This is a genomic window from Methanolobus vulcani (genome assembly GCF_006546655.1).
GTDB classification, from domain to species: Archaea; Halobacteriota; Methanosarcinia; order Methanosarcinales; family Methanosarcinaceae; genus Methanolobus; species Methanolobus vulcani_A.
In genome coordinates this window covers 18229-43157 of sequence record NZ_VIAQ01000011.1, presented here as the reverse complement: position 1 = coordinate 43157, position 24929 = coordinate 18229, and the positions used below count along the sequence as shown (strand labels likewise).

Below are 24929 nucleotides of genomic sequence, written 5' to 3'. Positions count from 1 at the left end.
CGAGAAAATAACGTCGGAGGCAGTTAATGGCCCATCCAAAAATATTAGAGGTCATTGAGCACGACGTCTGTACTGCTTGTGGGGCATGCGTTTCAGCATGTCCTGCTGGTGCAATTGTTATGAACAAGCATGCAGAAGTCCGTGACCCTGATAATTTAGAATACTACGTCAAAGGTGCAGCACCTGACGTATGTGAGCAGTGTCTCACATGCGCACGACTCTGTCCTGTAATTGACGGATATGTAGAAGACGAATTTGCAAATGTAAAAGAGTTCTTTGGAGCAAAGAGTACCATAAAAGGCCAGGATGGTGGTGTAACTTCTATTCTTGCAAAGGCTTTGCTTGAAACCGGTACAGTAGATTGCATTGTTGGTATCGCCAAAGATGATAAATGGGGTACTGAGCTTATACTTATGACCAAGCCGGAAGATGTTGACAGGACAACAGGTACCAAATATACTTACGATTCAGTTCTTTCAGCTCTCAGGGAACCTTTTGAGAAGTATGACAAGATCGGTGTAATTGGTGTACCCTGCCAGGCACATGGCGCACGTCTCCTTTTAGAGAATAACAATGACAAGATTGTTGTTATCCTTGGTCTTCTGTGCATGGAAAGTTTCTATCATGATGTAATGACAGAGAAGATCGTTCCTGAAATAATGAACCTCCAGCTTGAAGATGTAGTTAAGATGAACTTCAACAAAGGTAAGTTCTGGAACATCACAAAGGACGGTGAGGAACATACAGTGAAGATTCCTGAAGTCGCTCCTCACGCAAGAAACCCCTGCCACCACTGCTGTGACTATACTTCCGTATCTGCTGATATATCATTGGGATCTGTCGGTGCTCCGGAAGGATGGAACAGTGTCTTCATACGCACGGAAACAGGTAAGAAGATCTTTGAACTTGTAAAAGACAAAGTAGAGATTATGGAAGATCCGAAGCCTGGAATTGACCTGGTCAAGAAACTTGCTCAGATGAAACACGATAACAACTCAGGTCACTATCTTGAAGTCTGTGAGAAATTCTCATTCGACGAATGTGGCATTCACTGATGGTTTATCACATATGCACATGAGAAGAGCGTTCTATATTGGACGCTTCCAACCATTTCATCTCGGACACTACTCTTTAATAAAAGATATTGCCCGGGATGTTGATGAGGTAGTAATTGGTATCGGCAGTGCGCAGAAAAGCCACGAGCCTAAGAATCCTTTTACTGCAGGTGAACGCGTAATGATGATCAAGCATGCTCTGGAGGATGCTGGCATTAAACATTACGCGATTCCTCTGGAAGACCTGCAAAGAAATGCTGTGTGGGTCTCTCATATTATTTCTATGACACCACCATTTGATGTGGTCTATTCTAACAACCCACTTGTTGTGCGCCTTTTTAATGAATCAGGCATTCAGGTAGAGCAACCTCCAATGTATCAGAGGAAAGGTTACTCTGGCAGTGAGATTCGTAAAAGGATGCTAAAAGACGAGGACTGGAAATCTCTTGTTCCAAAAGCTGTTATTGATGTCATCGATGAGATTGATGGTGTGAACCGGCTTAAGAGTGTGTCGAAATCCGATAAGGATTATAATGATTAGATTTAATTTCTAAATATGTCTGTTCATTAGAATGAACTATCTGTTTTTGTTATTGAGATTTTTCATATCAGGATTTTTAGAATTATTCCTGATCTGACTTATTATTACAAGTACGCTGTAATGTTACAATGATACTTGTATCTAATTTTATTATTTACATTCATATTCAATGCAAACATTGCACCCAGTTAATGATATATTATGATTTTTTGTAGTAACTTAATTGATTGCGTTCACATCTCGATTTCACCAGGCAGGTTGCGTTAATACAATCAAAGGGTGTTTCAATGCTCATAAATCAGGAGATTATTGCGAAGGCAAAAGAAGCCGTCATGGACTTTGATGACCAAGCAGCAAAAAAGATTGCAAAAGAAGCCCTTGAAGCAGGTGTTGATCCTTTAGAGCTCATTGAGGAAGGGTTCACAGAGGCTATGGCAGATGTAGGTGAACAGTTTGCAGCAGGTAAATTGTTCCTCCCTCATATGCTTGCAGCAGTTGATGCAATACAGGCAGCAATGTCTATTCTTTCACCTGAAATAGAAAAGTTGGGTGCTAAACTTAATTTTAAGGGCACAGTTGTTATTGGCACAATTGAAGGGGACATCCATTCCGTAGGAAAGGATATTGTCGCAACGGCTCTCACGATTGCAGGATATGATGTAGTGGATCTTGGTAGGGATGTGCCCATAGAACATTATGTAAAAAAGGCAAAGGAAGTAAACGCAGATGTAATAGCCTCTTCAGCACTCATGAGCATTACGATGATCAATCAGATACGCATAGAGGAGCAACTCACTGATGCAGGTCTCAGGAACAATGTAAAAACAATGGTTGGTGGTGCACCTGTTACTCAGGAGTGGGCTGACAGGATTGGCGCGGATATTTATGCTGAAAATGCAGGGGATGCAGTGAACAAGATCAATGCATTTTTGCACGAAAGCTAAGTCTACAGGACATTTAGGTTGATTAGTTATTTATGATGAAATGAGGGTTTTTTATGTTTTTTATGATTATATTCTTCTCCATCTCACTCCTTCTTTCCCGTCCTCTATGATAATTCCTTTTTCTTTAAACTCATCCCGTATAGAATCTGCTGTTGCCCAATCCCTGTCAATACGTGCTTTTTCCCTGAGTTCTATCAGTTCCCTGATTTCCTCATCCGAAAGGTCACTACTTTCCTTTTCGGATGTCTTTTTACTATCATCTTCAAAGATCCCAAGTACATTGTTTATTTCTGTAAAAAAACCCAGTACATTTTCAAGTTCAGCTTTTCCGGGTTTTTCATCCGTTATTATGGAATTGATCTTGCGGCTGAATACAAAAAAATTTCCAATTGCTTCTCTGGTATTGAAATCATCATCCATTGATTCAACAAATGCGGTTCTTGTTTCATCTATGAGTTCTGAAAGACCACAATCATCATCGTTATCTGATGCTTCAGAGACCGCATGTTTTACGTTTGAGATCGTGTTCAATAATCTCTTTCTTGCCTTTGCGGCTTCTACCAGTGCCTCCTCACTAAAATCAATGGTACTTCTGTAGTGAGTATAAACAATGAAGAACCTGATAGTTCCTGGGGGGAATTTAGCAAGCACTTCTTTTATGGTAAAGAAATTCCCAAGAGACTTTGACATCTTCTCTTTATCGATAGTCAGAAAACCGTTATGCATCCAGTATTTACTGAAAGGATGCATTCCAGTACAGCTTTCGGACTGGTGTATCTCTGCTTCATGATGTGGGAAAATCAGATCAAGTCCGCCACCGTGGATGTCCAGTTGTTCTGAGCAGTATTTCATGGACATAACAGAACATTCAATGTGCCATCCCGGTCTGCCTCTGCCCCAGGGGCTGTCCCATCTGGTTTCATTCTCAGGAGATCTTTTCCAGAGTGCAAAATCAAGCTGGTATCGTTTATCATCCTCAACATCGATCCGACACCCGGAACCTTCCATTAAGCCTTCAACGGTCTGGTGGCTTAATATGCCAATTCTGTCTGCAGACTTTTCAAGGTCATAATATACGTTCCCTTTAGGGGTTGAATAAGCAGCCCCCTTCTCAATAAGCAGGGCAACGGTGTCAATGATGTCCTCTATATGCTCTGTCACTTTGGGACGTGTATCTGGTTCCATTACCCCAAGAGCATGCATATCTTCTTCAAAAGATGCGGTGAACTTCCTTGAAAGTTCAAAGGTATCTTCTCCGCTTTCCTTTGCTCTGTTTATTACCTTGTCATCGACATCAGTGATATTGGATACATAATTTACGTCATATCCCTTGTAGATAAGGTAGCGTCTGATTACATCAAAAGAAACATAACTTCTGGCGTGTCCCAGGTGGCAGTGGTCATACACCGTGGGTCCGCAAACATACATATTCACCTTCTTTCCATGAAGAGGTACAAAATCCTCTGTTTCTCTTGTCAATGTATTGTAAACTCTAAGCGCCACAGTAACACCCTGATAAATAAATATGCCGAGAGAGAGATTCGAACTCCCGAAAAACCGCTCTGCAGGCGGTCACATTAGCCACTCTGTCATCTCGGCATGATAATGGTAGAACAATGCTACTCATTACATCTATTTTACTCTATTTATCTGTTCTCTTTAAATGTCAGGATTTGAGGTAATTATCGATATCATTCCAAAAATCAGTGCTTAATTCATCGTGACTGCAAAAAAACATTTGGAAAAATTTATTTATATAAACACACAATATTTCAGCAATTGAATAAAGTGGTATCAAATGTTCTCTTTAATGCTTTCTATTTTTGCAAAAGGGATGTATGCAGGCTTAATTCACTCATTTAACTAACAGAATGGATACTTCAGGTACAGGAAAATAAAGGACAGGGGTTAGATTGGAAGCAAGTAAACCACGGAAGAATTCGGGTTTCGTGTCCTATATCATTCGTAACCGCATGGCATTTTTTTGTGCATCCGTAACCCTGGTTATATCCCTGCTCATATGGTGGCATGCCTGTGCTATATACCAGGCTGATCTTCTCAATGACCAGCATACGCAGGTAGAGGTGCAGCTGGCACCGTATGGTGATTCTTTATCGAGTATAATAGGTCACAGTACTTCCCATCTGGAAGGCATGGGTTCTTTTGTAGAGGCAAATCCTTCAAAGGAGGAATTGGATGAAAATTTTGAGATATTTGCCTCGGGTATCTATTCCGGTTCATCGGTAATACGGATGATACGATTATTCCCGGTGTCCAATGAATCATATGTGTATCCGCATTCATGCAATGCGGCAGGGTACTGCAGGACCTTTAATAATCTTATGAATGATGAGGATCCTGCCAGAAAGGCTGCTTTGCAGGAGACCATTCGAACAGGCAGAACGGTGGTGTCCGATCCATGTGAACTTCAAGAGGGTGATATGGCAGTAGTTGCAAGAAGAGCCATCTATATAAACGGTTCATTATGGGGGATTGCAGTACTATCCCTTGATTTCCCTTCTATGATTGCGAATTCCGGACTGACCGACATAGGTGATGATTTTGATATATCTTTACAGGGTCTCTCTGGACAAACATTATTTGGTTCTAATGATACGTTACTTCGATCTCCTTCTGTTTATCAGGTCTCACTTCCGGAAGGCAACTGGGAACTGGCTGCTGTTCCCTCTGAAGGCTGGTCGGCATCTATAGAGGGACCGCTGGGTCTGTTCCAAAAAGGCGGATTGATCATTTCCCTTCTTTTGACGCTGCTTGTCTACATTGTCCTTAGCAGGGATATCTTCCTTAAAGCAGAGGTGGAAGAGCGCACCGCCTCTCTTCGTGAATCGGAGGGCAGGTATCGTCAGTTGTTCGACAGTAACTCCGACCCGGTGTTCCTTGTGGCCGAAGATAGCAGGATAATGGATGCGAATACGGTTGCTATGGAGCTTTATGGTTACACCAGAGACGAATTGCTGGAAATGGTTGCCTGTGACCTTTCCGCTCCTTCAATGCGAGATCCCGCCAGTTCACCTATGGAAGATATCCTGAAAAATGGGATGCAGTTCCAGTGGGTGCATATTACCAGAGATGGAAGGGAATTCCCTGTAGACATAAATGCCAGACCTATGGAACTTAACGGGGAAAGATATATCCTTGCAAGTGTGAGGGACATAACCGCAAACAAAGAGGCAGAAGAAGCTATAAGGAAGAGTGAAAAGAAGTATCGTGGCCTTTTTGAGAACAACATAAGTGAAGTCGTGATAACGGAAATGGTTCCTGATGAAAACGGACGTCCAATTGATTATGTATTTTTGGATGTTAACAGTTCATTTGAAAAGAATATAGGATTAAAAGCTGAAGATGTAGTAGGAAAGCGTGTGACTGAAGTATATCCCGGGATTGAAAAAAGGGAAAACACTTTACTGGATCTGCATAGGGAGGTGGCAATTACCGGAATCCCTGTCAGTGTTGAAATATATTCCGAGGAACTAAATGAATACTTTATTGTTAATGCATATAGGCTTGAAGAGAATATCGTTGTCGGTGTGTCCCAGAAGATCACGGAACGTAAGCTGGCTGAGATCGAGGTCAGAAAGCTGAACGCAGAACTCGAGAAACGCGTTGCTGAACGTACATCTGAGCTTGAGAAAGCTAACAAAGAGCTTGAAGCGTTTACTTATTCCGTATCTCATGACCTGCGCGCTCCTTTACGTGCCATAGATGGTTTTTCAAGGATCATATTAGAGGATTATGTGGAACTTTTAGATGATGAAGGAAAGCGTCTACTCAATGTGATAAGGACAAATACACAGAAAATGGACAAGCTAATTACGGACCTTCTGGGTCTTTCCAGGATTGGAAGAAATAAGATGCATTTAACTCCTGTAAACATGAACATAATGGTAAATTCAGTTTACAATGACCTGATGACAAATCAAAACAGCAATAATATTGAATTCAATGTTTCTGATTTGCCGGACAGCTATGCAGACTCATCTCTGATTAAACAAGTATGGATCAATTTGATTTCCAACGCCATCAAATATAGTTCATCACGGGACAAAAGTGTCATAGATGTAGGAGCTTACACTGAAGATGGAATGAATGTTTATTATGTAAAGGATAACGGTGTGGGTTTTGATCCTAAATATTCTCATAAGCTATTTGGTATATTCCAGCGTTTGCATAGCGAGAAAGAATTCCCGGGAACAGGAGTGGGACTTGCCATTGTCCAGCGTATAGCAAAAAGGCATGGCGGAGATGTCTGGGCGGAGAGTGAACTTAATAACGGAGCTACATTTTACTTTTCATTACCTATAAAAGATGGATACGATGTATATGGAGAATGAAGTGGAAATAGTACTGGTAGAGGATAATCCAAATGATATGGAATTAGCTCTCAGGGCATTGAAAAAAAACAATATTGCAAACAACATTATTGCTCTTGAGGACGGGGAACAGGCACTTGATTACCTGTATGGCAGGGGCGAATTTGCAGATCGGAATACGACTGTGAATCCTCGTCTGATATTACTTGACCTGAAACTTCCAAAAATGGATGGTCTGGAAGTTCTGAAAGTAATAAAAAGCGACCCGGAGAAAAAAATGATTCCTGTGGTGATGTTAACTTCATCAAAAGAAGAATGTGATGTTGTTGAATGCTATCGATTAGGAGTTAATAGCTACATTGTAAAACCAGTGGATTTCGATAGTTTTGTGAAGTCGATTCACAAAATTGGTTTTTACTGGTTATTAATGAATGAACATCCTAAACGTTAATGGAACATAAACACATGGAAAAAGAATCAAACCTGAGAATATTGTTTGTAGAAGATGTTCCATCTGATACGGAACTGGCGGAGAGGATACTGCAAAAGGATGGTTTAGTATTCAATTCGAGCAGAGTAGAAACCGCCGATGAATTCCTGAAACAGCTAGTTGAATTCAAACCGGATATAATTATCTCTGATTATAATCTCCCCGGTTTTGATGGGATGCATGCTCTCAAGTTGCTTTTTGAATATGACAAAAGCATTCCGTTCATAATCTTTACCGGTTCCCTTAATGAGGAAACAGCAGTAAGGTGCATGAAAGAAGGTGCAACGGATTATGTTCTCAAGGATCGCATTAAAAGACTGCCTTATTCAGTAAGGGAAGCCCTTCACAAAAAAGATGTCCTTGCGGCTAAAGAAATAGCAGAATGCTCACTTAGGATTAGTGAAGAAAGACTAAAGCTTGCCATGGAAGTGTCCGGTCAGGGTTTCTGGGATTGGGATATGGATACGGACAAAGTATATTTCAGTCCGGGGTGGTATTCTATGTTTGGATACAATCAGGGTGATCTGCCAGAGACATTCGATGCATGGAAATCTATTTTACATCCAGAAGATAGGGATGTTATCCATTCCAGATTACTTGATAATCTGCGGAACAGGGAAATATTCCAGATGGATTTCAGGATATGCTCAAAGAATGGGGAATGGATATGGGTCACAGGTCATGGTAAACCGTTTGGTATAGATGAGAAAAGTGTTCCTCACAGGGCGATTGGTACCTGCATAGATATAACCGACAGAAAACTTGCCGAACAACAGATGTTAAAAGCAAGAATTGCTGCTGAAGAGGCTAACCGGTATAAGAATGAATTGCTGGCCAACACCACTCATGAACTGAAAACTCCTCTGAGTTCAGTTATAGGTTTTTCTGATATATTATTGGAAGAAATGCCAGGCCAATTGAATAACTCGCAGCAACAATATATTTCTATCATCAACCAGAGCGGAAGCAGGTTACTTGAACTGGTCAATAGGATGCTGGATCTGTCCATGATAGAATCAGGCAAGATGGATGTGATTTATGAAAGTTTCAGTCCCGAATATGTTTTGTCTATTGTTCTTAAAAGGACAAGTTCAATGGCTGCTAAAAAGAAAGTTTGCGTAAATTCTGCTGTTGATCCTGTTCTTGAAGAGATTATAGCTGATGCTGATAAGGTTACAGAGATGCTTTATAACCTCGTGGAAAATTCAGTAAAATTCACTCCGGAAGGTGGCAAGATCTCAATATCTGTAACGGGAAACGGTGGAGACGTCTATTTTACAGTTTCAGATACTGGTATTGGAATTGAGAAAAAGGATATGGAAAGGATATTCGAACCTTTTGTACAGTTAGATGGCTCTACAAGTCGTAAACAGGGTGGTGTAGGCCTTGGCCTGATGCTTGTCAGGGAATATGCAAAGATGCATAACGGTGACATCCGTGTGGAAAGTGAATTTGGTAACGGAAGTACCTTCACGCTTAAATTACCCAGAACTCCTGTTAATTTGGGAATCAATACACAAAAATATTAGTTGAAGATTAAGTATTATTCAGTCGAATATGTAATCACACCAGTCAACAGAACCCGGCCTGAATTCCTCTTCAAGGTCCACTGTGTTACCATTTCGAACTCCTCTGATGATATGGATGATACTTTTCAAAGTCTTTTCTGCACTTTCTTTGGTGGTGTCAATTTCAAAGACTTTCTCACACCATTCCACTGATTCTGCAAGGATTATATCCAGAGCCTCAGCTTCGAGGTTCTCTTTTACTTTTTCTTCGGAATAATTCCTTTTTTCAAGTCTTCCTTTTAGCACAGCAGGGTCTGTCCGCAGTACAATAACAATATCGGCAATATGGTGGGAAAGGTGGCTATCAACGATAGTCACAGCATACGATTTGTCCTGAAGCTCCAAAACCCTGTCATAAACTATGTCCATGTCAGCAACAACACAGTCCCTTTCAGCATCCACTTCTGAGTAAAGCTCCTCTTCTTTAATAAGCTCATTAAGGTGGATTACCTGATAGTAAGGCTCCTCTTCAAGCAGTCTGGTCACGGATGTTTTTCCAGTTCCAGGTGTTCCTGTGATACCGATAAGCATAGTTAAGAATAAGTCTTCAAGTGCTTAATCATTGTGATTAAAATTATCAGTTTTCTTAAAGTCTGGAAGGTTCTATCCAGAACTCATGGTTCCTTGCAGAATCTACGGACTTTCGTGCACCAGTCCAGCGTTTTCTCCAGGATGATTCCCATGGTTTTGTTTTCGGGTTAATTCCATATTTTCCCAAATTGATCCTTCCATTTAGTTTTTAGTGTAATTACAGGGAATCCTCTAATAATTCTATAAAATAAGTTGCAGAGGAACTAATCTGTAACTACTATTTGTTTAGTTCTTGTTCTTTTCCTCAGCAATTTTCAGGAAATTCCTGATAATCTTCATTCCTTCCTCGGTAAGTATGGATTCCGGATGGAACTGCAAGCCATATACGGGATATTCCTTGTGTTCAACTGCCATGATTATATCATCATCTGTTTTTGCAGTGACTTTGAGTTCATCTGCCAGTTTCTCAATGGCAAGTGAATGATATCTGCCACCCTTGAACTTATCTTCAAGTCCTTCAAAAAGCGGAGATTCCTCGTGGCTGATTTCAGATGTTTTTCCATGAATCGGGCCACCCTTTGCATGTCCGATGGTTCCGCCGAATGCAGTGTTAATTGCCTGATGTCCGAGACAAACTCCAAGTACAGGTTTATTAGGACCGAATTCCCTGATTACATCAAGACATGAACCAATGTCTTCTGCCTTGTGGGGTGTTCCAGGTCCTGGGGAAATCACGATAGCATCAGGATTAATTTCCTTTACTTCTTCATGGGAAATGGTGTTAGGAACGACCATGGTATCAGGTTCGTATATGGAAACATAGTCCACGAGATTCCAGACAAAGGAATCCTTGTTATTTATGAACAATATTTTCATTGTTTTCCTCCTATGGCCTTTATCATTGCAGCCATTTTCCTTTCGGTTTCATTGTATTCGTAGGTCGGGTCAGAGTCAGCCACAATACCGGCTCCTGCCTGCACATAAGCTGTGTTGTTCTTGATAAGAACGGTTCTTATGACAATGGCAAAGTCTGCGTCACCATTCCATGAATAGTAACCTACTCCTCCACCATAGATGCCTCTGGATTCAGGTTCAAGATCATCTATGATCTCCATTGCCCTTATTTTAGGAGCACCGGAAAGTGTTCCTGCAGGGAATATAGCACGTGTGGCATCGAACTGGTCACACTCATCCCTGAGCTCACCGCTTACTGTACTCTCGATGTGCTGAAGGTGGGAATATTTCACCACGCTCATAAGGTCATCAACCTTAACGGTTCCACCTTTTGAGACCATCCTGACATCATTGCGACCAAGGTCAACAAGCATTACGTGTTCTGCACGTTCTTTCTTGTCGTTCAGCATCTCCTGTGCAAGTTCACTGTCTTCTTCATCATTATTTCCACGTGGGCAGGTTCCTGCTATTGGGTTTGTGATGACTTTCCTGTCAAAGACTGTCATGAGGGTTTCAGGGCTTGCTCCTACAATTCCGATATCCTTGAAGTTGAAGATGTACATGTAAGGGCTTGGATTTATGTTCCTGAGTCTGATGTAGAGTTGCAGAGGTGTCTGCTTCATTTTCACAGTGTACCTGCGGGAAGGCACTACCTGGAAAATATCACCATCAATGATATGCTGTTTTGCAATTCTCACAGCTTCTTCGTAGGCTGCCTGGTCCATATTGGCAACCGGTGCCTCGGTATCTGCTGCGGGAATATCCTCGCTGATACTAATGACTGAAGCCATCTGAAGTGATCTTTCCATAAGTTGAGCTTCAGATACAGCGTGTTCGTAAACATCGTTGAGGTCGCTTGATTCAGTAACGAATGGTGTTATTACTATGTATGTCTCGTTTGTTATGTGATCAAAGACAAAGGTCTTTGACATGATAGCAAAATGCATGTAAGGGACATCTGCATCAGGTTTTTTGTCCCGGTCTAACCATGAATCATAAACAAGGTCGTAGCTGTTATAACCGATAGCTCCTCCGAGGAATGTCTGCCTGTCAAAGCGCTTCTGGTTAAGCATCTGAGTTCCGGTGCTTGTAGGATATATCTTTCTGAAAGCTGCAAGAGCATCGTCACCTTCACTGACCTTCACCCTGACCTTACCGCCAATAAGTGATTCCACATCTCCCATTGCTTTGAGCTTGTTGTAGATGTGCTTTGTAAGCTCGGAGTTCATCTGGCACTCGATGGTAATGTATCTGTCTTTGATAGCTACAACCATCTCAGGTTCGTAGCCTACGAATGAATACCTCGCATGCCTTTTCTCCTTCTCAACGGATTCAAGCAGATAGGAATGTCCTGCATTTTGCAGGGTTGCATAGAGTTGCAACGGGCTACAAATACTATCCACTTTTGTCATGAGCTGCACGATTGCAGGCTTCTGTGAATTTTCAACGAGGGTTTTGAAATCCTCTTTATTAAGATCAAAATCAACCATTGATACACCTTGCTTCTTCTATAAACCTGCATACTTTTGCAGGGTCTTTCTTTCCGTCGGTTTCCACACCGGAAGCGGTATCCACGGCAAAGGGCATTACCTTATTAACCGCGTCTCTTACATTATCAGGTTTCAGTCCTCCAGCAAGTATTACCGGAGCTTCTGTGTTCTCTACTACTTTTCTGCTGATTGACCAGTCGTGCACGAGTCCTGTGCCGCCGCTTGCACCTGCCTTGCCGGAATCAAGGAGTATGCCATCTATCAGGTCACTCTCATAGAGTAAATCTATCTCTGACATCATTTCAGATGGCAGTTCCCTGCATTCTACCGGTACGACAAATGTTCTGATTATCTTCTGGTGTGTGTTGTTACGTATGATCGCTATTTCATCTGCGCTGAGATCGTTATGAAGCTGAACTACATCTGGCCTGACCTTCTCAACTAGTTCCAGTGATTCCTGTCCGCTTGATGGCATTATCACAAGCACGGAGTTCACGAAGAATGGCACTTTCCTGACAAGGTCTGCGGCGGTCTGTGCATCCAGTTTCCTAGGGGTGTTTACAGGAACTTCTGTGATGAAACCCACAGCATCGGCTCCGCAGCTTACTGCCAGTCCAATGTCCTCAGCAGTTTTCATTCCACATATCTTAACTCTGGGCAGATGCTTCATCTATGACTCCCTGAATGTTGTCGTCATCACTGAATTCGATGAGTTTTGCCAGTGCTTTGCCGCTGTCAATTACTTCCTCAACCATAGGGACTGCTTCTTTGATTGAGGCTGCTTTTCCGGCAACATAAAGAGCTGCGGCTGAGTTCATTACAATGATGTCTCTCTTTGGCCCCTTTTCACCCTTCAATATTCTTATGATATCTATTGCATTCTCCTTAGGTGTGCCGCCTGCAATATCCTCAGGAGTTGCTCTGTTGATTCCAAGCTCTTCTGGAGTGAGTGTATAGGTGGTGATGTTTCCATCTTTAAGCTCAGCAACGTATGTTTCTGAGAAATTGGATATCTCATCCATGCCGTCACCGTAGACTACCATTGCCCTGTCAACTCCAAGTTTCTTCATTACCTGAGCAAAAGGCTCGCAGAGGTTCTTGTCAAATACACCTACAAGCTGTACTTTTGCATTTGCAGGGTTTGTGAGTGGTCCTAGTATGTTAAAAACTGTTCTTACTCCCATTTCCTGTCTTATTGGTCCGACCCTTTTCATTGCCGGATGGAAGATTGGTGCGAACATGAATCCGATTCCGTTCTTTTCTATGGATTCGGTTACATCTTCAGGTGCTTTGTCTATTTTTATGCCGAGTTCTCTCAGGACATCGGCACTACCGGAAAGTGAAGTTATGGAGCGGTTACCGTGCTTTGCAACGGCTACGCCGGTTGCTGCGGTAACGATTGCAGAGGCGGTTGAGATGTTGATCGTGTTGCGTTTGTCTCCGCCGGTTCCTACAATATCTACAAGTGCTCCGTCAGCTTCAGGGTTAATTGTATTTGCAGCTTTCTTCATACCGGTTGCAAAACCCGCAATCTCGTCAGTAGTCTCTCCCTTCATTTTTAGGGCAATGAGGAGGCCACCTATCTGTGCGTCTGTGGCCTCTGTGAATATTTTGGTGATTGCGTCCTCTGCTTCTGTAATTGTGAGGTCCTGCTTTTCACTTACTTTCTTGATGTAGTCCTTCATGTTAGCACCTTTCAACGCAATAATGTATATATTTGTACAATATTGATTAAAGATGATTAATTATATTTAAGGGTTGTGGGTTTTGTGGCTTTGTGTAAAAATCCCATTTTGCTTGATTTTATACGCAGAAGCTAAATTTCAAATTTTTCTTTTTTTGCATTTTCATAAGTAGTTAATCTATTATCCTGAAATATCATGCTTCAAAAAATATAGCAGTTTCCAATATATTTTATATATACAGTAATTTTTAAGTAATTTGTATACTTTTGGACAGCAAATCCTGTTTAATTCAAATATTGGTGATAAATAATGAAAATCAGAGTAGTAAGTTCAAAAGAAGAAATCAATAATCTCGGTTCTAATGAAGAAATGATTCATCTTGCATTCAGGCCATCAAACACAGACATATTCAGTCTCATAACAAACTGTCCGAATGTGAAAGCACTTCATATCCCAAGTTCATATATTAAAACAATTTCCAAATCCACTCGAATGTTTTTGGATATGAGGGGTATTGCATTAATTGAAGGCGATGTATGGGGTCACAGGAAAGACATTAACGAGTACTCTGAAGTTTCAGAAAGTGTATATGAGCGCTTCGACCAGTGCAGAGCAGATGGTCTTTCAGATGAAGAAATTGCAGCAAAGATGGAACATGAACTGAATATGAGCACTGATTTAATCAAGTTCCTGCTTAAAAATAAGAAGTAAGAGAAGAGCATTTGATGTATAATTAAATGCCCTTGCTCTTTTCATACAAAATACCAACTTTTGCTTTAATTGTGTAAAACAGCAAAAAAAGACTTCAAACCTGAAAATGCCGGATGGTTTGGGTTTACGGGTAAAAATACTGTTGAATGGAAAAAGCAGAACGAAGAGTAAACACAAACATTAGTTTAATGCCTGCTCTCCGCACAAAGCTCTGCCCTTATCGGTCAATTTGTATGATTTCATATTCATACTTCTGGAAGAAAGTTCAGGGCCTGCGCAGACCCTTGAACAGCCTTTGCAGTCACCTGTACAGTCACATCCTGCCGCATTCTCTATGCAGCATTCGATGTCACCTTTTTTCTCCATAATGTTCAGGAGATCCCTGAACTCATCCTGTCGCATGTTAAGCCTGTCGGCAATAGTGCGGGTGGTGAGATTCTCTCTGGAATCCATCATCTCCGCCAGCCTTCTCAGGAAATACCTGTAACCAACCACCATTATGCTCCCTCCAGGAACACCAGCACTTCATTAGATGAGAAACTGTCCTTCCAGTACAATATACCGATAAGGGAAAGTAATCCCAGGTAGATGCCAGGCCTGAAACTTTCCATTACGCTCCAGCCTTCATAATCATCAGGAACCAGAAATGAATCCAGCAGGTTGCCGCCCATGATCAGTAAGTAGACTGCCATGAATATCAGTGACATCAGTATTCCCACGTAAACAAAAGACACTCCGGCATTAATGCCCTGAAGCATCTCCCTGAGTCCGTTAAGAAATACAGCACCAATTACCAGAAGACAGAACCCACCAAGGATATCTCCCGGTATGAACAATAATCCTGCCATACCCGTATCTATTCCAAGACCCTCTACAATGTGCAGGAGTCCGAAGAAAGCATACAGCACTCCTGCGAGTGCTGCAAATGTTATTTCTTTATTGCCGTAACTTCTTGTCATATCTGTTATCTCTCTTTTGTTTCAGGTTATAATCTCAGGCCAGCAGCCCCATACGTGTACCGCCCTGATATATCACAAACGCAAATCCCCATGCCAGTGAGGTTCCGTAAATAAGCTGGAACAATGTCCATTTCCATGAACCTGTTTCTCTTTTAATTACTCCGATGCAGGCAAAACATGGTACATACAGGAGAGTAAAAACCATGAGTCCAAGTGCTGCAAGAGGTGTCATTGCACCGGCTGCAAGAATGTTTGAGAGACTCTCTTCATCTTCACCGACTCCGTAAAGCACACCCATGGAACCAACTACGATCTCCTTTGCCACAACACCGAAGACCAGTGCCACAGCGATCTTCCAGTCAAATCCGAGTGGTGCTACAAGAGGCTCAAGTACTTGCCCTATCATTCCGATTACGGATTTCGTTGTACCATAAACCTCTTCGGAAGCAAATGTTCCATTGCTTCCGGGAGCAGGGATGGATGCAAGTAACCACACACCGACCACACCGATCAGTATGATCGTACCGGCTTTCTTGAGGTATATCTTTCCTCGCTCCCACATGTGGATCAGACTTCCCTTGAGAGTTGGTAACTTATATGACGGGAGTTCCATGATGAAAGGCGTGTCCTCTCCTTTAAGGATGGTACTGCGCATGAGTTTTGCACTCAGGACCGCAACCATAATTCCAAGAGCATACAATCCGAAGATCACAACTCCTGCGTCTCTGCCGAAGAATGCCCCTGCGAGGAGAATATAAACTGGGAGCCTTGCTCCACAGGAGATGAAAGGAGCTACCAGAATGGTGATGAGCCGATCCCTGCTGTCTTCTATGGTACGGGCTGCCATAATAGCAGGCACATTACACCCAAATCCCATAACAAGCGGTATGAAAGATTTTCCGTGAAGCCCGAACTTGCTCATGACCTTATCCATTATGAACGCAGCTCTGGACATGTAACCGCTGTCTTCCATAAGGGATATCATGAAGAAGAGCAGGAGAATGTTTGGGAGGAATATAATCACTGAACCTACGCCTGCGATCATTCCTTCTCCTACAAGGGATGCCAGCCACGGAACAGAGATTACGTTTGTTGCTGTTTCTGCCAACCATCCGAAGAATATATCGATTATATTCATGAATGGTGTGCCGAAAGTGAAAGTAACTTCAAAAGCAGCCCACATGAGTGACAGGAATATCGGTATTCCTAGGACTTTGTTTGTTACTACCCTATCCACCATGTCCGATCCGCTGAGGTGGGATGTATTGATATTACAGACCTGTCTCAGCATTGTCTGTATGGTCTTGTATCTCTGGTCAGCAACCTTTGCCTCAAGTATCTCGGCATCGGTTTGATTCATTATTTTTTGTATCTCTGAGTAACTATTACTCTCCTTTGCTTTTTTGATTATGTTCTCGTCACCCTCAAGCAATTTTAAACTGAACCATCGTGACGGATAATGTGCAAAGTAAGGGTCACTTTCAAGAACTGCTCTTAGTTTCTCAACATTCTCTTCGATCTGATCGTCATAAGTGAATACATTCTCTGTGACCCTTGTTTTATGTAGTTCATCTATGGCTGCCTCAAGAAGTCCTTCAATTCCGTTACCCTTACTTCCTATTGTGGATACAACCGGAACCTCCAGGAATTCCTGCATTTTTTTCTCATCGATGTTGTCACCTTTTGCAAGGGCAAGGTCGGTCATGTTAAGCGCAATAACTAGCCGGACACCGAGTTCCATTAACTGGGTTGTGAGGTAGAGGTTTCTCTCAAGGTTGGTTGCGTCGATAACCTGTACGACTACATCCGGTTTTTCCTCAATAATGAAGTCACGGGCAATGATCTCGTCAAGCGAGTAAGCTGTAAGGCTGTATGTGCCGGGGAGGTCCACTATCTCCATCATCACATCATTGTACACTCTTTTGCCTATCTTACGTTCCACCGTAACGCCGGGCCAGTTGCCCACATGCTGTTTTGAACCGGTAATTGCATTGAATATGGATGTCTTTCCAACATTCGGGTTCCCGGCAAGGGCAACAGTAATTTTTTCTGTCATTCTACCACCATTGTCGCAATTTGCCTGCTTACTTGAGAACCTCTACAAGAACGGTTTCAGCTTCCCTTTTCCGTAGAGACAGGTTGTAACCTTTCAGTTTGAATTCAACCGGGTCTCCTAAAGGTGCTCTTCTGATTACGTCTACTCTGGTACCGGGTGTAAGTCCCATATCCAGAATCCTTTTTCTGGAGGATTTCTGGCCTGTTACTTTCAGAACCTTCACAGAGGTTTCAGGTTCTATGAAATCCAGTGTTTTTTCATTCATGTTATGACCTTTTGTGTGTTTACTTTTAGTAGGTATGCCTAACATGGTTAATTTAGTATATACTATTTTTGGTTGGCTTTTTTTAATTGCTACTACTACTTGCCATTGTGGGATATAACTTAATTGACAATAATAACGTGGTTTGATGGTTGCGTTTTTTGAACAGCAGAGCTACCCAATTACCAAAAAGATGCATAAAAAACAAAATCTAGTTAAAAAAAGAATCAGAAAAGTTGAAGACCATTACTGGCCTTCGATAAGTTCGTATATCTTGTCCATGTCAAGGCAGCTTTCAACTACCCTGGCAAGTTCCTCATAAGCCTCATCTTCTGTGGTCACAGTTTCAGGGTGATATTCCACACCTTTCTTTTCAGTAAGGTAAATCATGAGGGCATGGCGAATGTTCTCGTTCTCAAAGAGTCCATGAAGGTATGTGCCCACTACAGTTCCGCTTTCATCGATGCTGCCGTCATCTCCGAAAACTGTCCTTGGTGTCTTTGTTGCACCCATATGGATCTCGTATCCCCATATTTCATCACCTTTTATGTGATTGAATATGGGCCCATCGGCAACAATTTCTTTCTTGACCTGGACTGTTCTCTTTTTGTATTCTCCGAATGATGTTTCAGTTTCCAGAAGTCCAAGACCTGCGTAATCCGCCTCAACTCCGTTTTCCACACCTGAATCGTGGATAACTTTTCCAAGCATCTGGTAGCCGCCGCAAATTCCAAAGATAGCTGCTTTGTCTTTGAGGTTCTTAATCTGTACATCCATGCCACTTGACTGGAGGTCAAGAAGGTCGCTTACTGTATTCTTTGTACCGGGGATGATTACGCAATCAGGGTTGCCCAGATTCTCATCAAGGTCTACATATCTGACATTTGCTATTCTCTCAAGTGGTTCAAAATCAGTGAAATTTGATATCCGTGGCAGGCGGATTACTGCGATGTCGATGTCATTGATCTCTTCGTTCTCTTCGCGTCCTTTTTTCTTTTTCCTGATTGCCATGGAGTCTTCAGATGGGATTTTGAGTTTGTAATAGGGAAGCACTCCAAGAACCGGAACTCCTGTGAGATCCTCAAGCTGTTTCAGGCCGGGTTCAAGAATTGCAGGGTCACCTCTGAATTTGTTGATGACAAAACCTTTGAGGTTCTTAGCGACATCTTCAGGCAGTAATTCCTTTGTACCGTAAAGGCTTGCAAATACTCCACCTGATTCGATATCTCCTACAAGGATAATAGGTGCTTGTGTTATGCGTGCGGTCCCCACATTGACGATGTCGCGGTCGTAGAGGTTAATCTCTGCGGCTCCTCCTGCTCCTTCCATAACAATGAGATCATATTCGGATTCAAGTCTATCAAGGGCGCCTCTGAGTACATCGTGCATTTCCTCAATTGAATCATAGTAATTTCCGGCAGATTTGTCTGCATATGGTTCCCCAAGCACGATGACCTGTGATGTCCTGTCTCCTTTTGGTTTTAAAAGCACCGGATTCATGTCTGCTGTGGGATCGACTCCGGCAGCTTTGGCCTGGATAGCTTGGGCAATTCCAATTTCCTTTCCATCTTTTGTTATCCATGAATTCAAGCTCATGTTCTGAGCCTTAAATGGTGCAACCTTGTATTTTCTGGACAGTATCCTGCACAGGCCAGTGACCATTATGCTTTTGCCGACATCTGATGCAGTGCCGAGTACCAGTAATTTCTTTGCATTTCTTTTGTTTTCCATTGCAACTGCCCTCTTACTCTTTTTGTTTTTTCCTACTATTTCGTAATAATGCAACAATTTTATGAAGGGCAACTTATATCTACTTAACTCCAGTTTATCTTAGTTAGGTGGAATATGACTGAACTTTTGCATGTAAGTGGCGGCCCTACAAAACCCGAAATTATCGCAGTTTCTTTATCAAAACTTGATTTGGCAGACGGTTGCAGATTTTTTGATATTGGTTGCGGGACTGGAGCCGTGTCAATAGAAGCTTCAAAAATGGTACGTGACATCAGTATATGCGCTATTGATGCAAGGGAAGAAGCCATTAGTGTGACGAAGAAAAATTTCGAAGCATTTAAGATTAACAATGCACAAGTGTTTTCCGGTGAATCATCAGAAATCCTTGAAAAACAGGAAGTTGGTTCTATAGATTGTGCATTCATTGGTGGCACAAAGAATATTTCCCGTGTGCTTGAAGTGCTTGCTGAGAAAAAGGCAAAAAGCATTGTATTAAATGCAGTCAGAATTGAGACTGTCGTAAATGTAATAAACAAGATGAAAGAACTTGACTTATTCGAAGAGGCACTGCATATAATTGTGTCTCGCAGCGCGCCAATCACTGGCGAAACTATGTTCAAGCCGGAGAATCCGATATACATCATTGTCGGTAAGTCCGGTAAAAACTGACGTTAACTTATGCATCAACTTACTTAATTTATGTTTATTTAATGGTGATATAAAATGCTTGTAGGAGTAGGACTTGGCCCTGGTGACCCAGGGCTTCTCACATTGAAAGCTGTTGAAAGCCTGAAAAATGCATATAAGGTATACGTTCCAGGGCCTATGGCTGCGGATCTGGTGGCACCTCATGCAGAATCAGAAATTCTTGATTTCCCGATGCTGACTGATTATGATGTTCTCAATGATATCTGGAAAGAGAATGCTGATAGGATTGCTGAGGAATCAAAGGACAATCTTGTTGTCTTTGGCCTTATCGGTGATCCGAATTTCTTCTCAACGTTCACTCACTTAAAGCGTGTGATGAACAAGTTCTATCCTGATGTTGAGACATCAACTATTCCCGGTATCAGCTCGATAACCTCGTTTGCTGCGCAGGCATGCACAGAGGTCGATTCCTCCTTTGAGGTAACTGATGGGTCAGAAAGCAAGTACAGGATAAGGCTCAAGGCCAGTAATCCACTTGATATCATTGAATCCTATGAAAGGGAAGGTTTTAACAAATTCATATTATGTGAGCGCCTTTTCAGTGATAAGCAGGTCATAATCACAGAAAGGGATAAGATCCCTGAAAAAAGCAGCTATTTCAGTATAGTCTTCGCACAAAAGGAAGAATGATCACAGGGTGAATCCAATGACAGATAAGAAAGTATATTTCGTAGGGTCCGGTCCGGGAAATGCAAAATACATCACCGTAATGGGTAAGGAGCTTCTTGAAGGGGCTGACCTTGTAATCTATGCAGGTTCCCTTGTAAATCCTGAAGTTGTCAATTACTGTAAAGGTGAAAAGATTGACAGTTACGGACTTACCCTTGATGAGACTAACAAACTTATAGTTGACAATCTCGAAGCAGGTAAGAAGGTCGTAAGGTTACACAGCGGTGACCCATCACTTTACGGTTCAATCGTAGAACAGATGGAAGAACTTAAGAAGTTCGATGTAGAGGTTGAGATTGTCCCTGGTGTATCTTCTGTGTTTGCAACAGCAGCAGCACTGAAGACCCAGCTTACACTAAATGAGGTTTCAGAAACCCTTATTATCACACGTCCTGCAGGTAAGACACTTGAGAAGGACCAGATTACAGAGCTTTCAAGACATGGCGCAACCATGGCTGTGTTTTTGGGAACCCAGAAGATCGAGCAGATTATGGAGAAGGTCGAGTATCCAGATGACACTCCTGTGGCAGTTGTCTTCCACGCATCATGGCCTGACCAGAAGATCATTAAGGGCACTGTTGCAGACATTGCCAGCAAGGTCAAGGAAGCAGGCATCAAGCGCTCCGCAATGATCCTTATCGGTGGAGTTGTAGAGCCTGTGGAATATGGTAACTTCGGGAGGTCTTACTTATACGGAGTGGCACAAGAACCGCTGTCATAACCTTTGAGAGAAATCTTGAGGTTGCAGAGCGACTGGCAGAACATCTGGATGCAGACATCCTGATGTTCGATAAAACCATCTTCAAAAAGGCATTTGAAGAATACGATGTCATTGTGGCAGTGTTTGCCACCGGCATTGTTGTCCGTGAGATTGCACCGCTTATTGAGGATAAGTGGAAGGATCCTGCAGTTATTGTAGTGGATTCCAACATGAATTTCGCAATCCCTCTGCTTGGAGGTCATCACGGAGGCAACGAGGTTGTCAGGAAGATTGCAGAGATTGGTCCTGTTCCGGTTGTAACTACAGCTACTGAAGTTCACAACAGGAACTCAGTGGAAGGAATTGCCAAGTCACTTGGATGTGATATTGTCAATAAGCCGTCGACTGTTCAGGTAAACTGCGCTCTGCTTGATGAGGACGTTGAAGTCCTTGAAATCAAAGGTCCGAAGATCGTCATAGTCGGGGACGATGTTTCTGTCTTGAAAAGAGAAGAAAAGGCTGAGGACAAATGATCATAGGTATGGGCGCCCGAAGGGGCATTGACAGTCAGGAAGCTATCGATGCGATAAATAATGCGCTTGCGGAGGTAGGCAGAAGTATCGATGATGTGGAAGGGCTGGCATCAGCTAAATTAAAAGAGAACGAGACAGGTCTGCACGAGGCAGCGAAGTTTTTCGGGCTCACAATAACATTCATAGATCATGATGAATTGAATAACTATGATGCGCCGTCGGCTTCGCAGGCAAAACGCTTCGGGCTTACAGGTGTGGCAGAGCCTGCCGCACTGGCGTTGTCGGAAAAAAAGGAATTGATACTAAGGAAGAAGGTATATGGAAGGGTCACAATCGCAATCGCAGAGTAAAGGTAAACTCTACATCATCGGTATAGGTCCGGGTTCGGTCGAACAGCTGACAGTGAAGGCAAGAGATGTAATTATGACATCAGATTACATTGTCGGAAATGGTACCTATCTTGACCAGATGGCAAGCCTGCTGGACAAACAGGAGATAGTCCGTAGTGCCATGGGAAAGGAAGTTGACCGCTCACGCAAGGCAGTGGAGCTTGCACAGGACAAGGTTGTTTCCATGATAAGCGGTGGAGATGCCAACGTTTATGGTATGGCAGGTCTTGTTCTTGAAGTTGCAGAACATGCAGGTCTTGATGTTGAGGTAGAGGTTCTGCCTGGTGTAACTGCAATCACAGCAGCAGCAAGTGTCGTTGGAGCACCTATTGTCAATGATATGTGTACCGTAAGTCTCAGTGACCTTCTGACACCATGGGAAGTCATCGAGAAGAGACTTGAGGCAGCATCATCAGCAGACTTTGTAATGTCACTCTACAACCCAAAGAGCCGCCAGCGCAAATCCAATTTCTCAAGAGCAATTGAGATTATCAGAAAGCACAAGGAAGATTCAGTACCTGTAGCTCTTGTAAAGAATGCTCTGAGGGAAGCTGATCAGGATTATGTTGTTACAACCCTTGGCGAGGTAATGGACTACAACGACTGGGTTGACATGAGCACTACCATCCTTATCACAACGAATGATTCCCGCATATGGGATTCACCATATGGCAAGAGGATAATCACTCCAAGGGGGTATCATCGGAAATATGACTACTGAGCCCAAAAAGACCGACACAAGCATTGAAGAGCTTGTGGAGATGACAACTGAGATCGACCCTGATCTCGTTGCTATCTGCAATGACCTTGGTTCACAGACTGATGAGGCCAAGGCAATCTACATGACAAGCCGTAACATTGCCCGCAAACTTGTGGGTGATGAAACTCCTGAGGATCGTGTGAAACAGCGCTGTGTAACCTCAACGGGTGACCCGGCAGTAGCAGACCTCATGCGTTTTGTCAATGATCCTATTCCAGCAGGTGTTGAGGCAATTAGAAAAGGTGCTCCTATTCTTGTTGATATCAATATGGTCAAGTCAGGAATAACCAAGAGAGGCCACAACTGTGAGATTATCTGTGTACTTGACAAGGATGAGGATGCAGAACTTGCCAAAAAATATGGTATTACAAGAACTGCAGCAGGATTCCTGAAATGCAAGGACATACTTGAAGGTTCAATTGTCGCAATAGGCAATGCACCATCTGCCGCGTTTGCAGTATGCAGGATGATAGAACACGGCATCAAGCCAGCTATCATTGTAGGCACACCTGTAGGTTTTGTCAACGCTGCAGAATCAAAAGAAGTTGTCAGAGGCGCACCGGTTCCATCAATTACATGTGTAGGCACACGTGGCGGAACGCCAATGGCAGTTGCCTGTATCAATGAACTTGTTACAATAGCAAATGAAGATTAATGTGTTCTTGAATGAACACATTAACTAATTCTTGTTCTTTCAATATTTATGTCAGAAAAGCCCTTAAGTGGTTAGTGTAAACCATCCACAGTCCTGCAATAATAAGCACAATGCCTGCTCCTTTTTTGAGCTCAATGTCATATTCAGCTATCTTGCCGAGCCTGTCACCGGATAGTTTTGCGGAATAGGCGATAATCAGCATTGGGATTGCAAAACCCATTGCATATATGAACAGAAGTCCTGCACCATAAAGCACGTTTCCTTCAAGTGCCACAAGGGTGAGTATTGATGCCAGTATGGGCCCAACGCATGGAATCCATATAATTCCAAGGGATGCACCGATAACAAGTCCTCCGATAAGTCCTTTCCCTTCTGCATGGATTTTTCCTGTATATTGTGACAGGGATGCAAAAACATCTTTTTGCATGAGCATTGATATGCCCATGAAAATTATGATGAGTTCAGCAATTATCTTGAGTTCATTGAGATATGGTAAAATATATTCTCCAAATGCAGATGCTGCAATGCCCATTACAGTAAATGAAAATGTAAGTCCCACAATTATTGAAAGAGGGCGAAGTTTGCTATTTCCTGTTGAGTATGCAAGCACGATGGGAAGCAGTGGCAATACGCAGGGGGAGAGCACGCTCACGATACCTGCTAAAAAAGATGCCAGTGGAGTTAGTGTGCTTGCATCGACCATTTAATCAGCTGATTTCCTGTATTCAATTGCGTTATCAAGCAATTCTGTAAACTTGTTTTTAGTGGTCAGACCGATGTATCTTGCATAATTCCTGTCTGTTGTAACCTGGCCATCTGTTCCCATGTAAACGTAGCCATCCTCATTGTTTTCAACGATGACAAACGAGTCTGGGATAGAATATATATTAAAACTGGCAGCAAGTGCGCTTGCCCTGTCTGAGTTAAGATATACTACAGATGCTTTGCCTTCATATTCCAGTGATATCTCTGCCATAATAGGTTTTTGTGAGCTGCAGGCAGGACACCAGTCTGCTCCAATTTCAATAAGGACTGGCCCCTGTGATACTAAGGTGTTAAGTTCTTGTGCGCTTGTAATCTCTATTATCGCACTGTTCTCCATTGCTTCCTTATTGTCGCCTGTCATTCCTGCGACTATAAATAAGACTGAAATTACAACAATTACTGGCAGGACTAATTTATTCATGATATCACCTTTTGTCTGGTT

At 42.5% G+C, this 24929-nt stretch carries 28 protein-coding genes and 1 tRNA gene; 14 read left to right on the top strand and 15 right to left on the bottom strand.

The genetic code is table 11. The features are described 5' to 3' along the window. Positions 1 to 26 precede the first annotated feature (26 nt). From fpoF to FKV42_RS04305, 3 genes are all read left to right on the top strand, one after another. Positions 27 to 1055: a F420H2 dehydrogenase subunit FpoF gene (gene fpoF / locus FKV42_RS04315; protein WP_154809019.1), complete on the top strand. Its 1029-nt coding sequence runs from the start codon at positions 27 to 29 to the stop codon at positions 1053 to 1055. 13 nt (positions 1056 to 1068) lie between these two features. After that, on the top strand, positions 1069 to 1596 hold the full coding sequence (locus tag FKV42_RS04310; protein ID WP_154809130.1) for a nicotinamide-nucleotide adenylyltransferase: 528 nt from the start codon (positions 1069 to 1071) through the stop codon (positions 1594 to 1596). A gap of 287 nt (positions 1597 to 1883) precedes the next feature. Beyond that, on the top strand, positions 1884 to 2540 hold the full coding sequence (locus tag FKV42_RS04305) for a cobalamin B12-binding domain-containing protein (protein WP_154809018.1): 657 nt from the start codon (positions 1884 to 1886) through the stop codon (positions 2538 to 2540). Positions 2541 to 2606: 66 nt separating this feature from the next. Here the strand turns inward: FKV42_RS04305 and cysS are convergent, their stop codons facing one another. Together cysS and FKV42_RS04295 are read right to left on the bottom strand one after the other, a co-directional pair. Beyond that, positions 2607 to 4043, bottom strand: coding sequence for a cysteine--tRNA ligase (cysS, locus tag FKV42_RS04300; protein ID WP_154809017.1), 1437 nt, complete (start codon positions 4041 to 4043; stop codon positions 2607 to 2609). Positions 4044 to 4066: 23 nt separating this feature from the next. Further along, positions 4067 to 4139 (bottom strand) — tRNA-Cys (locus tag FKV42_RS04295). A 314-nt stretch (positions 4140 to 4453) separates the two neighbouring features. Here FKV42_RS04295 and FKV42_RS04290 point away from each other — a divergent pair. The 3 genes from FKV42_RS04290 to FKV42_RS04280 are packed head-to-tail and all read left to right on the top strand — an operon-like array spanning position 4454 to position 8890. Then, positions 4454 to 6892, top strand: coding sequence for a PAS domain S-box protein (locus FKV42_RS04290; RefSeq protein ID WP_154809016.1), 2439 nt, complete (start codon positions 4454 to 4456; stop codon positions 6890 to 6892). 1 nt (position 6893) lies between these two features. Further along, positions 6894 to 7322, top strand: a complete 429-nt coding sequence (locus FKV42_RS04285) for a response regulator (protein WP_230375493.1) — start codon at positions 6894 to 6896, stop codon at positions 7320 to 7322. Beyond that, positions 7322 to 8890, top strand: a complete 1569-nt coding sequence (locus tag FKV42_RS04280; RefSeq protein ID WP_154809015.1) for a hybrid sensor histidine kinase/response regulator — start codon at positions 7322 to 7324, stop codon at positions 8888 to 8890. Before FKV42_RS04285 ends, FKV42_RS04280 begins: the two co-directional genes overlap by 1 nt. Positions 8891 to 8908: 18 nt before the next feature. Here the strand turns inward: FKV42_RS04280 and FKV42_RS04275 are convergent, their stop codons facing one another. The 6 genes from FKV42_RS04275 to trpD all read right to left on the bottom strand — a co-directional run bounded on the left by FKV42_RS04275 (position 8909) and on the right by trpD (position 13589). Further along, complete coding sequence (locus tag FKV42_RS04275) at positions 8909 to 9460, bottom strand: adenylate kinase family protein (RefSeq protein ID WP_154809014.1); 552 nt, start codon at positions 9458 to 9460, stop codon at positions 8909 to 8911. A gap of 55 nt (positions 9461 to 9515) precedes the next feature. Further along, positions 9516 to 9647, bottom strand: a complete 132-nt coding sequence (locus FKV42_RS14190) for a hypothetical protein (RefSeq protein ID WP_268865964.1) — start codon at positions 9645 to 9647, stop codon at positions 9516 to 9518. A gap of 98 nt (positions 9648 to 9745) precedes the next feature. Then, positions 9746 to 10336, bottom strand: a complete 591-nt coding sequence (locus FKV42_RS04270) for an anthranilate synthase component II (RefSeq protein ID WP_154809013.1) — start codon at positions 10334 to 10336, stop codon at positions 9746 to 9748. Then, positions 10333 to 11904 carry an anthranilate synthase component I gene (gene trpE / locus FKV42_RS04265; RefSeq protein ID WP_154809012.1) on the bottom strand — a complete coding sequence of 524 codons (1572 nt, stop codon included), beginning with the start codon at positions 11902 to 11904 and terminating at the stop codon, positions 10333 to 10335. The genes FKV42_RS04270 and trpE overlap by 4 nt, the downstream gene beginning before the upstream one ends. Continuing rightward, complete coding sequence (locus tag FKV42_RS04260) at positions 11897 to 12574, bottom strand: phosphoribosylanthranilate isomerase (protein ID WP_154809011.1); 678 nt, start codon at positions 12572 to 12574, stop codon at positions 11897 to 11899. The genes trpE and FKV42_RS04260 overlap by 8 nt, the downstream gene beginning before the upstream one ends. Then, positions 12552 to 13589: an anthranilate phosphoribosyltransferase gene (trpD, locus tag FKV42_RS04255; protein WP_154809010.1), complete on the bottom strand. Its 1038-nt coding sequence runs from the start codon at positions 13587 to 13589 to the stop codon at positions 12552 to 12554. The genes FKV42_RS04260 and trpD overlap by 23 nt, the downstream gene beginning before the upstream one ends. 309 nt (positions 13590 to 13898) lie before the next feature. Here trpD and FKV42_RS04250 point away from each other — a divergent pair, with 309 nt between their 5' ends. After that, entirely contained in the window at positions 13899 to 14300 is a 402-nt protein-coding gene (locus tag FKV42_RS04250; protein WP_154809009.1) for a DUF1699 family protein, read from the top strand. 180 nt (positions 14301 to 14480) lie between these two features. Here the strand turns inward: FKV42_RS04250 and FKV42_RS04245 are convergent, their stop codons facing one another. The 5 genes from FKV42_RS04245 to FKV42_RS04225 form a co-directional block, all read right to left on the bottom strand. Beyond that, entirely contained in the window at positions 14481 to 14798 is a 318-nt protein-coding gene (locus tag FKV42_RS04245; RefSeq protein WP_154809008.1) for a FeoC-like transcriptional regulator, read from the bottom strand. Continuing rightward, positions 14798 to 15259: a hypothetical protein gene (locus tag FKV42_RS04240; RefSeq protein WP_154809007.1), complete on the bottom strand. Its 462-nt coding sequence runs from the start codon at positions 15257 to 15259 to the stop codon at positions 14798 to 14800. The genes FKV42_RS04245 and FKV42_RS04240 overlap by 1 nt, the downstream gene beginning before the upstream one ends. Positions 15260 to 15293: 34 nt before the next feature. Further along, the gene (gene feoB / locus FKV42_RS04235; RefSeq protein WP_154809006.1) at positions 15294 to 17315 is read right to left on the bottom strand and encodes a ferrous iron transport protein B; all 2022 of its coding nucleotides are present in this window, start codon (positions 17313 to 17315) and stop codon (positions 15294 to 15296) included. Positions 17316 to 17343: 28 nt separating this feature from the next. Continuing rightward, a complete protein-coding gene (locus tag FKV42_RS04230) occupies positions 17344 to 17580 on the bottom strand; it encodes a FeoA family protein (protein WP_154809005.1) in 237 nt (78 codons plus the stop codon). A gap of 243 nt (positions 17581 to 17823) precedes the next feature. Continuing rightward, the gene (locus tag FKV42_RS04225) at positions 17824 to 19308 is read right to left on the bottom strand and encodes a cobyric acid synthase (protein ID WP_154809004.1); all 1485 of its coding nucleotides are present in this window, start codon (positions 19306 to 19308) and stop codon (positions 17824 to 17826) included. A 114-nt stretch (positions 19309 to 19422) separates the two neighbouring features. Between FKV42_RS04225 and cbiT the strand changes: the two genes are divergently transcribed. The 7 genes from cbiT (at position 19423) to FKV42_RS04190 (ending at position 23722) form a co-directional block, all read left to right on the top strand. Continuing rightward, on the top strand, positions 19423 to 19977 hold the full coding sequence (gene cbiT, locus FKV42_RS04220) for a precorrin-6Y C5,15-methyltransferase (decarboxylating) subunit CbiT (RefSeq protein WP_154809003.1): 555 nt from the start codon (positions 19423 to 19425) through the stop codon (positions 19975 to 19977). 54 nt (positions 19978 to 20031) lie between these two features. Continuing rightward, positions 20032 to 20646, top strand: coding sequence for a cobalt-factor II C(20)-methyltransferase (locus FKV42_RS04215; protein ID WP_154809002.1), 615 nt, complete (start codon positions 20032 to 20034; stop codon positions 20644 to 20646). Positions 20647 to 20662: 16 nt separating this feature from the next. Beyond that, positions 20663 to 21406 carry a precorrin-4 C(11)-methyltransferase gene (gene cobM, locus FKV42_RS04210; RefSeq protein WP_154809001.1) on the top strand — a complete coding sequence of 248 codons (744 nt, stop codon included), beginning with the start codon at positions 20663 to 20665 and terminating at the stop codon, positions 21404 to 21406. Positions 21407 to 21468: 62 nt separating this feature from the next. Continuing rightward, positions 21469 to 21918, top strand: coding sequence for a cobalamin biosynthesis protein CbiG (locus FKV42_RS04205; RefSeq protein ID WP_154809000.1), 450 nt, complete (start codon positions 21469 to 21471; stop codon positions 21916 to 21918). A gap of 8 nt (positions 21919 to 21926) precedes the next feature. Next, positions 21927 to 22268 (top strand): cobalamin biosynthesis protein, encoded by a 342-nt coding sequence (locus FKV42_RS04200; RefSeq protein ID WP_230375492.1) that lies wholly within the window; start codon positions 21927 to 21929, stop codon positions 22266 to 22268. Continuing rightward, on the top strand, positions 22237 to 23028 hold the full coding sequence (gene cobJ / locus FKV42_RS04195; RefSeq protein ID WP_154808998.1) for a precorrin-3B C(17)-methyltransferase: 792 nt from the start codon (positions 22237 to 22239) through the stop codon (positions 23026 to 23028). Before FKV42_RS04200 ends, cobJ begins: the two co-directional genes overlap by 32 nt. After that, complete coding sequence (locus tag FKV42_RS04190; RefSeq protein WP_154808997.1) at positions 23018 to 23722, top strand: precorrin-8X methylmutase; 705 nt, start codon at positions 23018 to 23020, stop codon at positions 23720 to 23722. The genes cobJ and FKV42_RS04190 overlap by 11 nt, the downstream gene beginning before the upstream one ends. A 46-nt stretch (positions 23723 to 23768) precedes the next feature. Here FKV42_RS04190 and FKV42_RS04185 read toward each other — a convergent pair whose 3' ends face one another. Together FKV42_RS04185 and FKV42_RS04180 are read right to left on the bottom strand one after the other, a co-directional pair. After that, positions 23769 to 24425, bottom strand: a complete 657-nt coding sequence (locus FKV42_RS04185; protein WP_154808996.1) for a cytochrome c biogenesis CcdA family protein — start codon at positions 24423 to 24425, stop codon at positions 23769 to 23771. Further along, complete coding sequence (locus FKV42_RS04180) at positions 24426 to 24908, bottom strand: thioredoxin family protein (RefSeq protein WP_196214046.1); 483 nt, start codon at positions 24906 to 24908, stop codon at positions 24426 to 24428. Positions 24909 to 24929 lie beyond the last annotated feature (21 nt).

What these genes read in the sequence shown, in the direction of transcription:
- fpoF (WP_154809019.1), top strand. Translation starts at nt 27, where the DNA reads ATGGCCCATCCAAAAATATTAGAGGTCATTGAGCACGACGTCTGTACT.
- FKV42_RS04310 (WP_154809130.1), top strand. Translation starts at nt 1,069, where the DNA reads ATGCACATGAGAAGAGCGTTCTATATTGGACGCTTCCAACCATTTCAT.
- FKV42_RS04305 (WP_154809018.1), top strand. Translation starts at nt 1,884, where the DNA reads ATGCTCATAAATCAGGAGATTATTGCGAAGGCAAAAGAAGCCGTCATG.
- FKV42_RS04280 (WP_154809015.1), top strand. Translation starts at nt 7,322, where the DNA reads ATGGAACATAAACACATGGAAAAAGAATCAAACCTGAGAATATTGTTT.
- FKV42_RS04275 (WP_154809014.1), bottom strand. Translation starts at nt 9,460, where the DNA reads ATGCTTATCGGTATCACAGGAACACCTGGAACTGGAAAAACATCCGTG.
- FKV42_RS04270 (WP_154809013.1), bottom strand. Translation starts at nt 10,336, where the DNA reads ATGAAAATATTGTTCATAAATAACAAGGATTCCTTTGTCTGGAATCTC.
- trpE (WP_154809012.1), bottom strand. Translation starts at nt 11,904, where the DNA reads ATGGTTGATTTTGATCTTAATAAAGAGGATTTCAAAACCCTCGTTGAA.
- FKV42_RS04260 (WP_154809011.1), bottom strand. Translation starts at nt 12,574, where the DNA reads ATGAAGCATCTGCCCAGAGTTAAGATATGTGGAATGAAAACTGCTGAG.
- trpD (WP_154809010.1), bottom strand. Translation starts at nt 13,589, where the DNA reads ATGAAGGACTACATCAAGAAAGTAAGTGAAAAGCAGGACCTCACAATT.
- FKV42_RS04250 (WP_154809009.1), top strand. Translation starts at nt 13,899, where the DNA reads ATGAAAATCAGAGTAGTAAGTTCAAAAGAAGAAATCAATAATCTCGGT.
- FKV42_RS04245 (WP_154809008.1), bottom strand. Translation starts at nt 14,798, where the DNA reads ATGGTGGTTGGTTACAGGTATTTCCTGAGAAGGCTGGCGGAGATGATG.
- FKV42_RS04240 (WP_154809007.1), bottom strand. Translation starts at nt 15,259, where the DNA reads ATGACAAGAAGTTACGGCAATAAAGAAATAACATTTGCAGCACTCGCA.
- feoB (WP_154809006.1), bottom strand. Translation starts at nt 17,315, where the DNA reads ATGACAGAAAAAATTACTGTTGCCCTTGCCGGGAACCCGAATGTTGGA.
- FKV42_RS04230 (WP_154809005.1), bottom strand. Translation starts at nt 17,580, where the DNA reads ATGAATGAAAAAACACTGGATTTCATAGAACCTGAAACCTCTGTGAAG.
- FKV42_RS04225 (WP_154809004.1), bottom strand. Translation starts at nt 19,308, where the DNA reads ATGGAAAACAAAAGAAATGCAAAGAAATTACTGGTACTCGGCACTGCA.
- cbiT (WP_154809003.1), top strand. Translation starts at nt 19,423, where the DNA reads ATGACTGAACTTTTGCATGTAAGTGGCGGCCCTACAAAACCCGAAATT.
- FKV42_RS04215 (WP_154809002.1), top strand. Translation starts at nt 20,032, where the DNA reads ATGCTTGTAGGAGTAGGACTTGGCCCTGGTGACCCAGGGCTTCTCACA.
- cobM (WP_154809001.1), top strand. Translation starts at nt 20,663, where the DNA reads ATGACAGATAAGAAAGTATATTTCGTAGGGTCCGGTCCGGGAAATGCA.
- FKV42_RS04205 (WP_154809000.1), top strand. Translation starts at nt 21,469, where the DNA reads ATGTTCGATAAAACCATCTTCAAAAAGGCATTTGAAGAATACGATGTC.
- FKV42_RS04200 (WP_230375492.1), top strand. Translation starts at nt 21,927, where the DNA reads ATGGGCGCCCGAAGGGGCATTGACAGTCAGGAAGCTATCGATGCGATA.
- cobJ (WP_154808998.1), top strand. Translation starts at nt 22,237, where the DNA reads ATGGAAGGGTCACAATCGCAATCGCAGAGTAAAGGTAAACTCTACATC.
- FKV42_RS04190 (WP_154808997.1), top strand. Translation starts at nt 23,018, where the DNA reads ATGACTACTGAGCCCAAAAAGACCGACACAAGCATTGAAGAGCTTGTG.
- FKV42_RS04185 (WP_154808996.1), bottom strand. Translation starts at nt 24,425, where the DNA reads ATGGTCGATGCAAGCACACTAACTCCACTGGCATCTTTTTTAGCAGGT.
- FKV42_RS04180 (WP_196214046.1), bottom strand. Translation starts at nt 24,908, where the DNA reads ATGAATAAATTAGTCCTGCCAGTAATTGTTGTAATTTCAGTCTTATTT.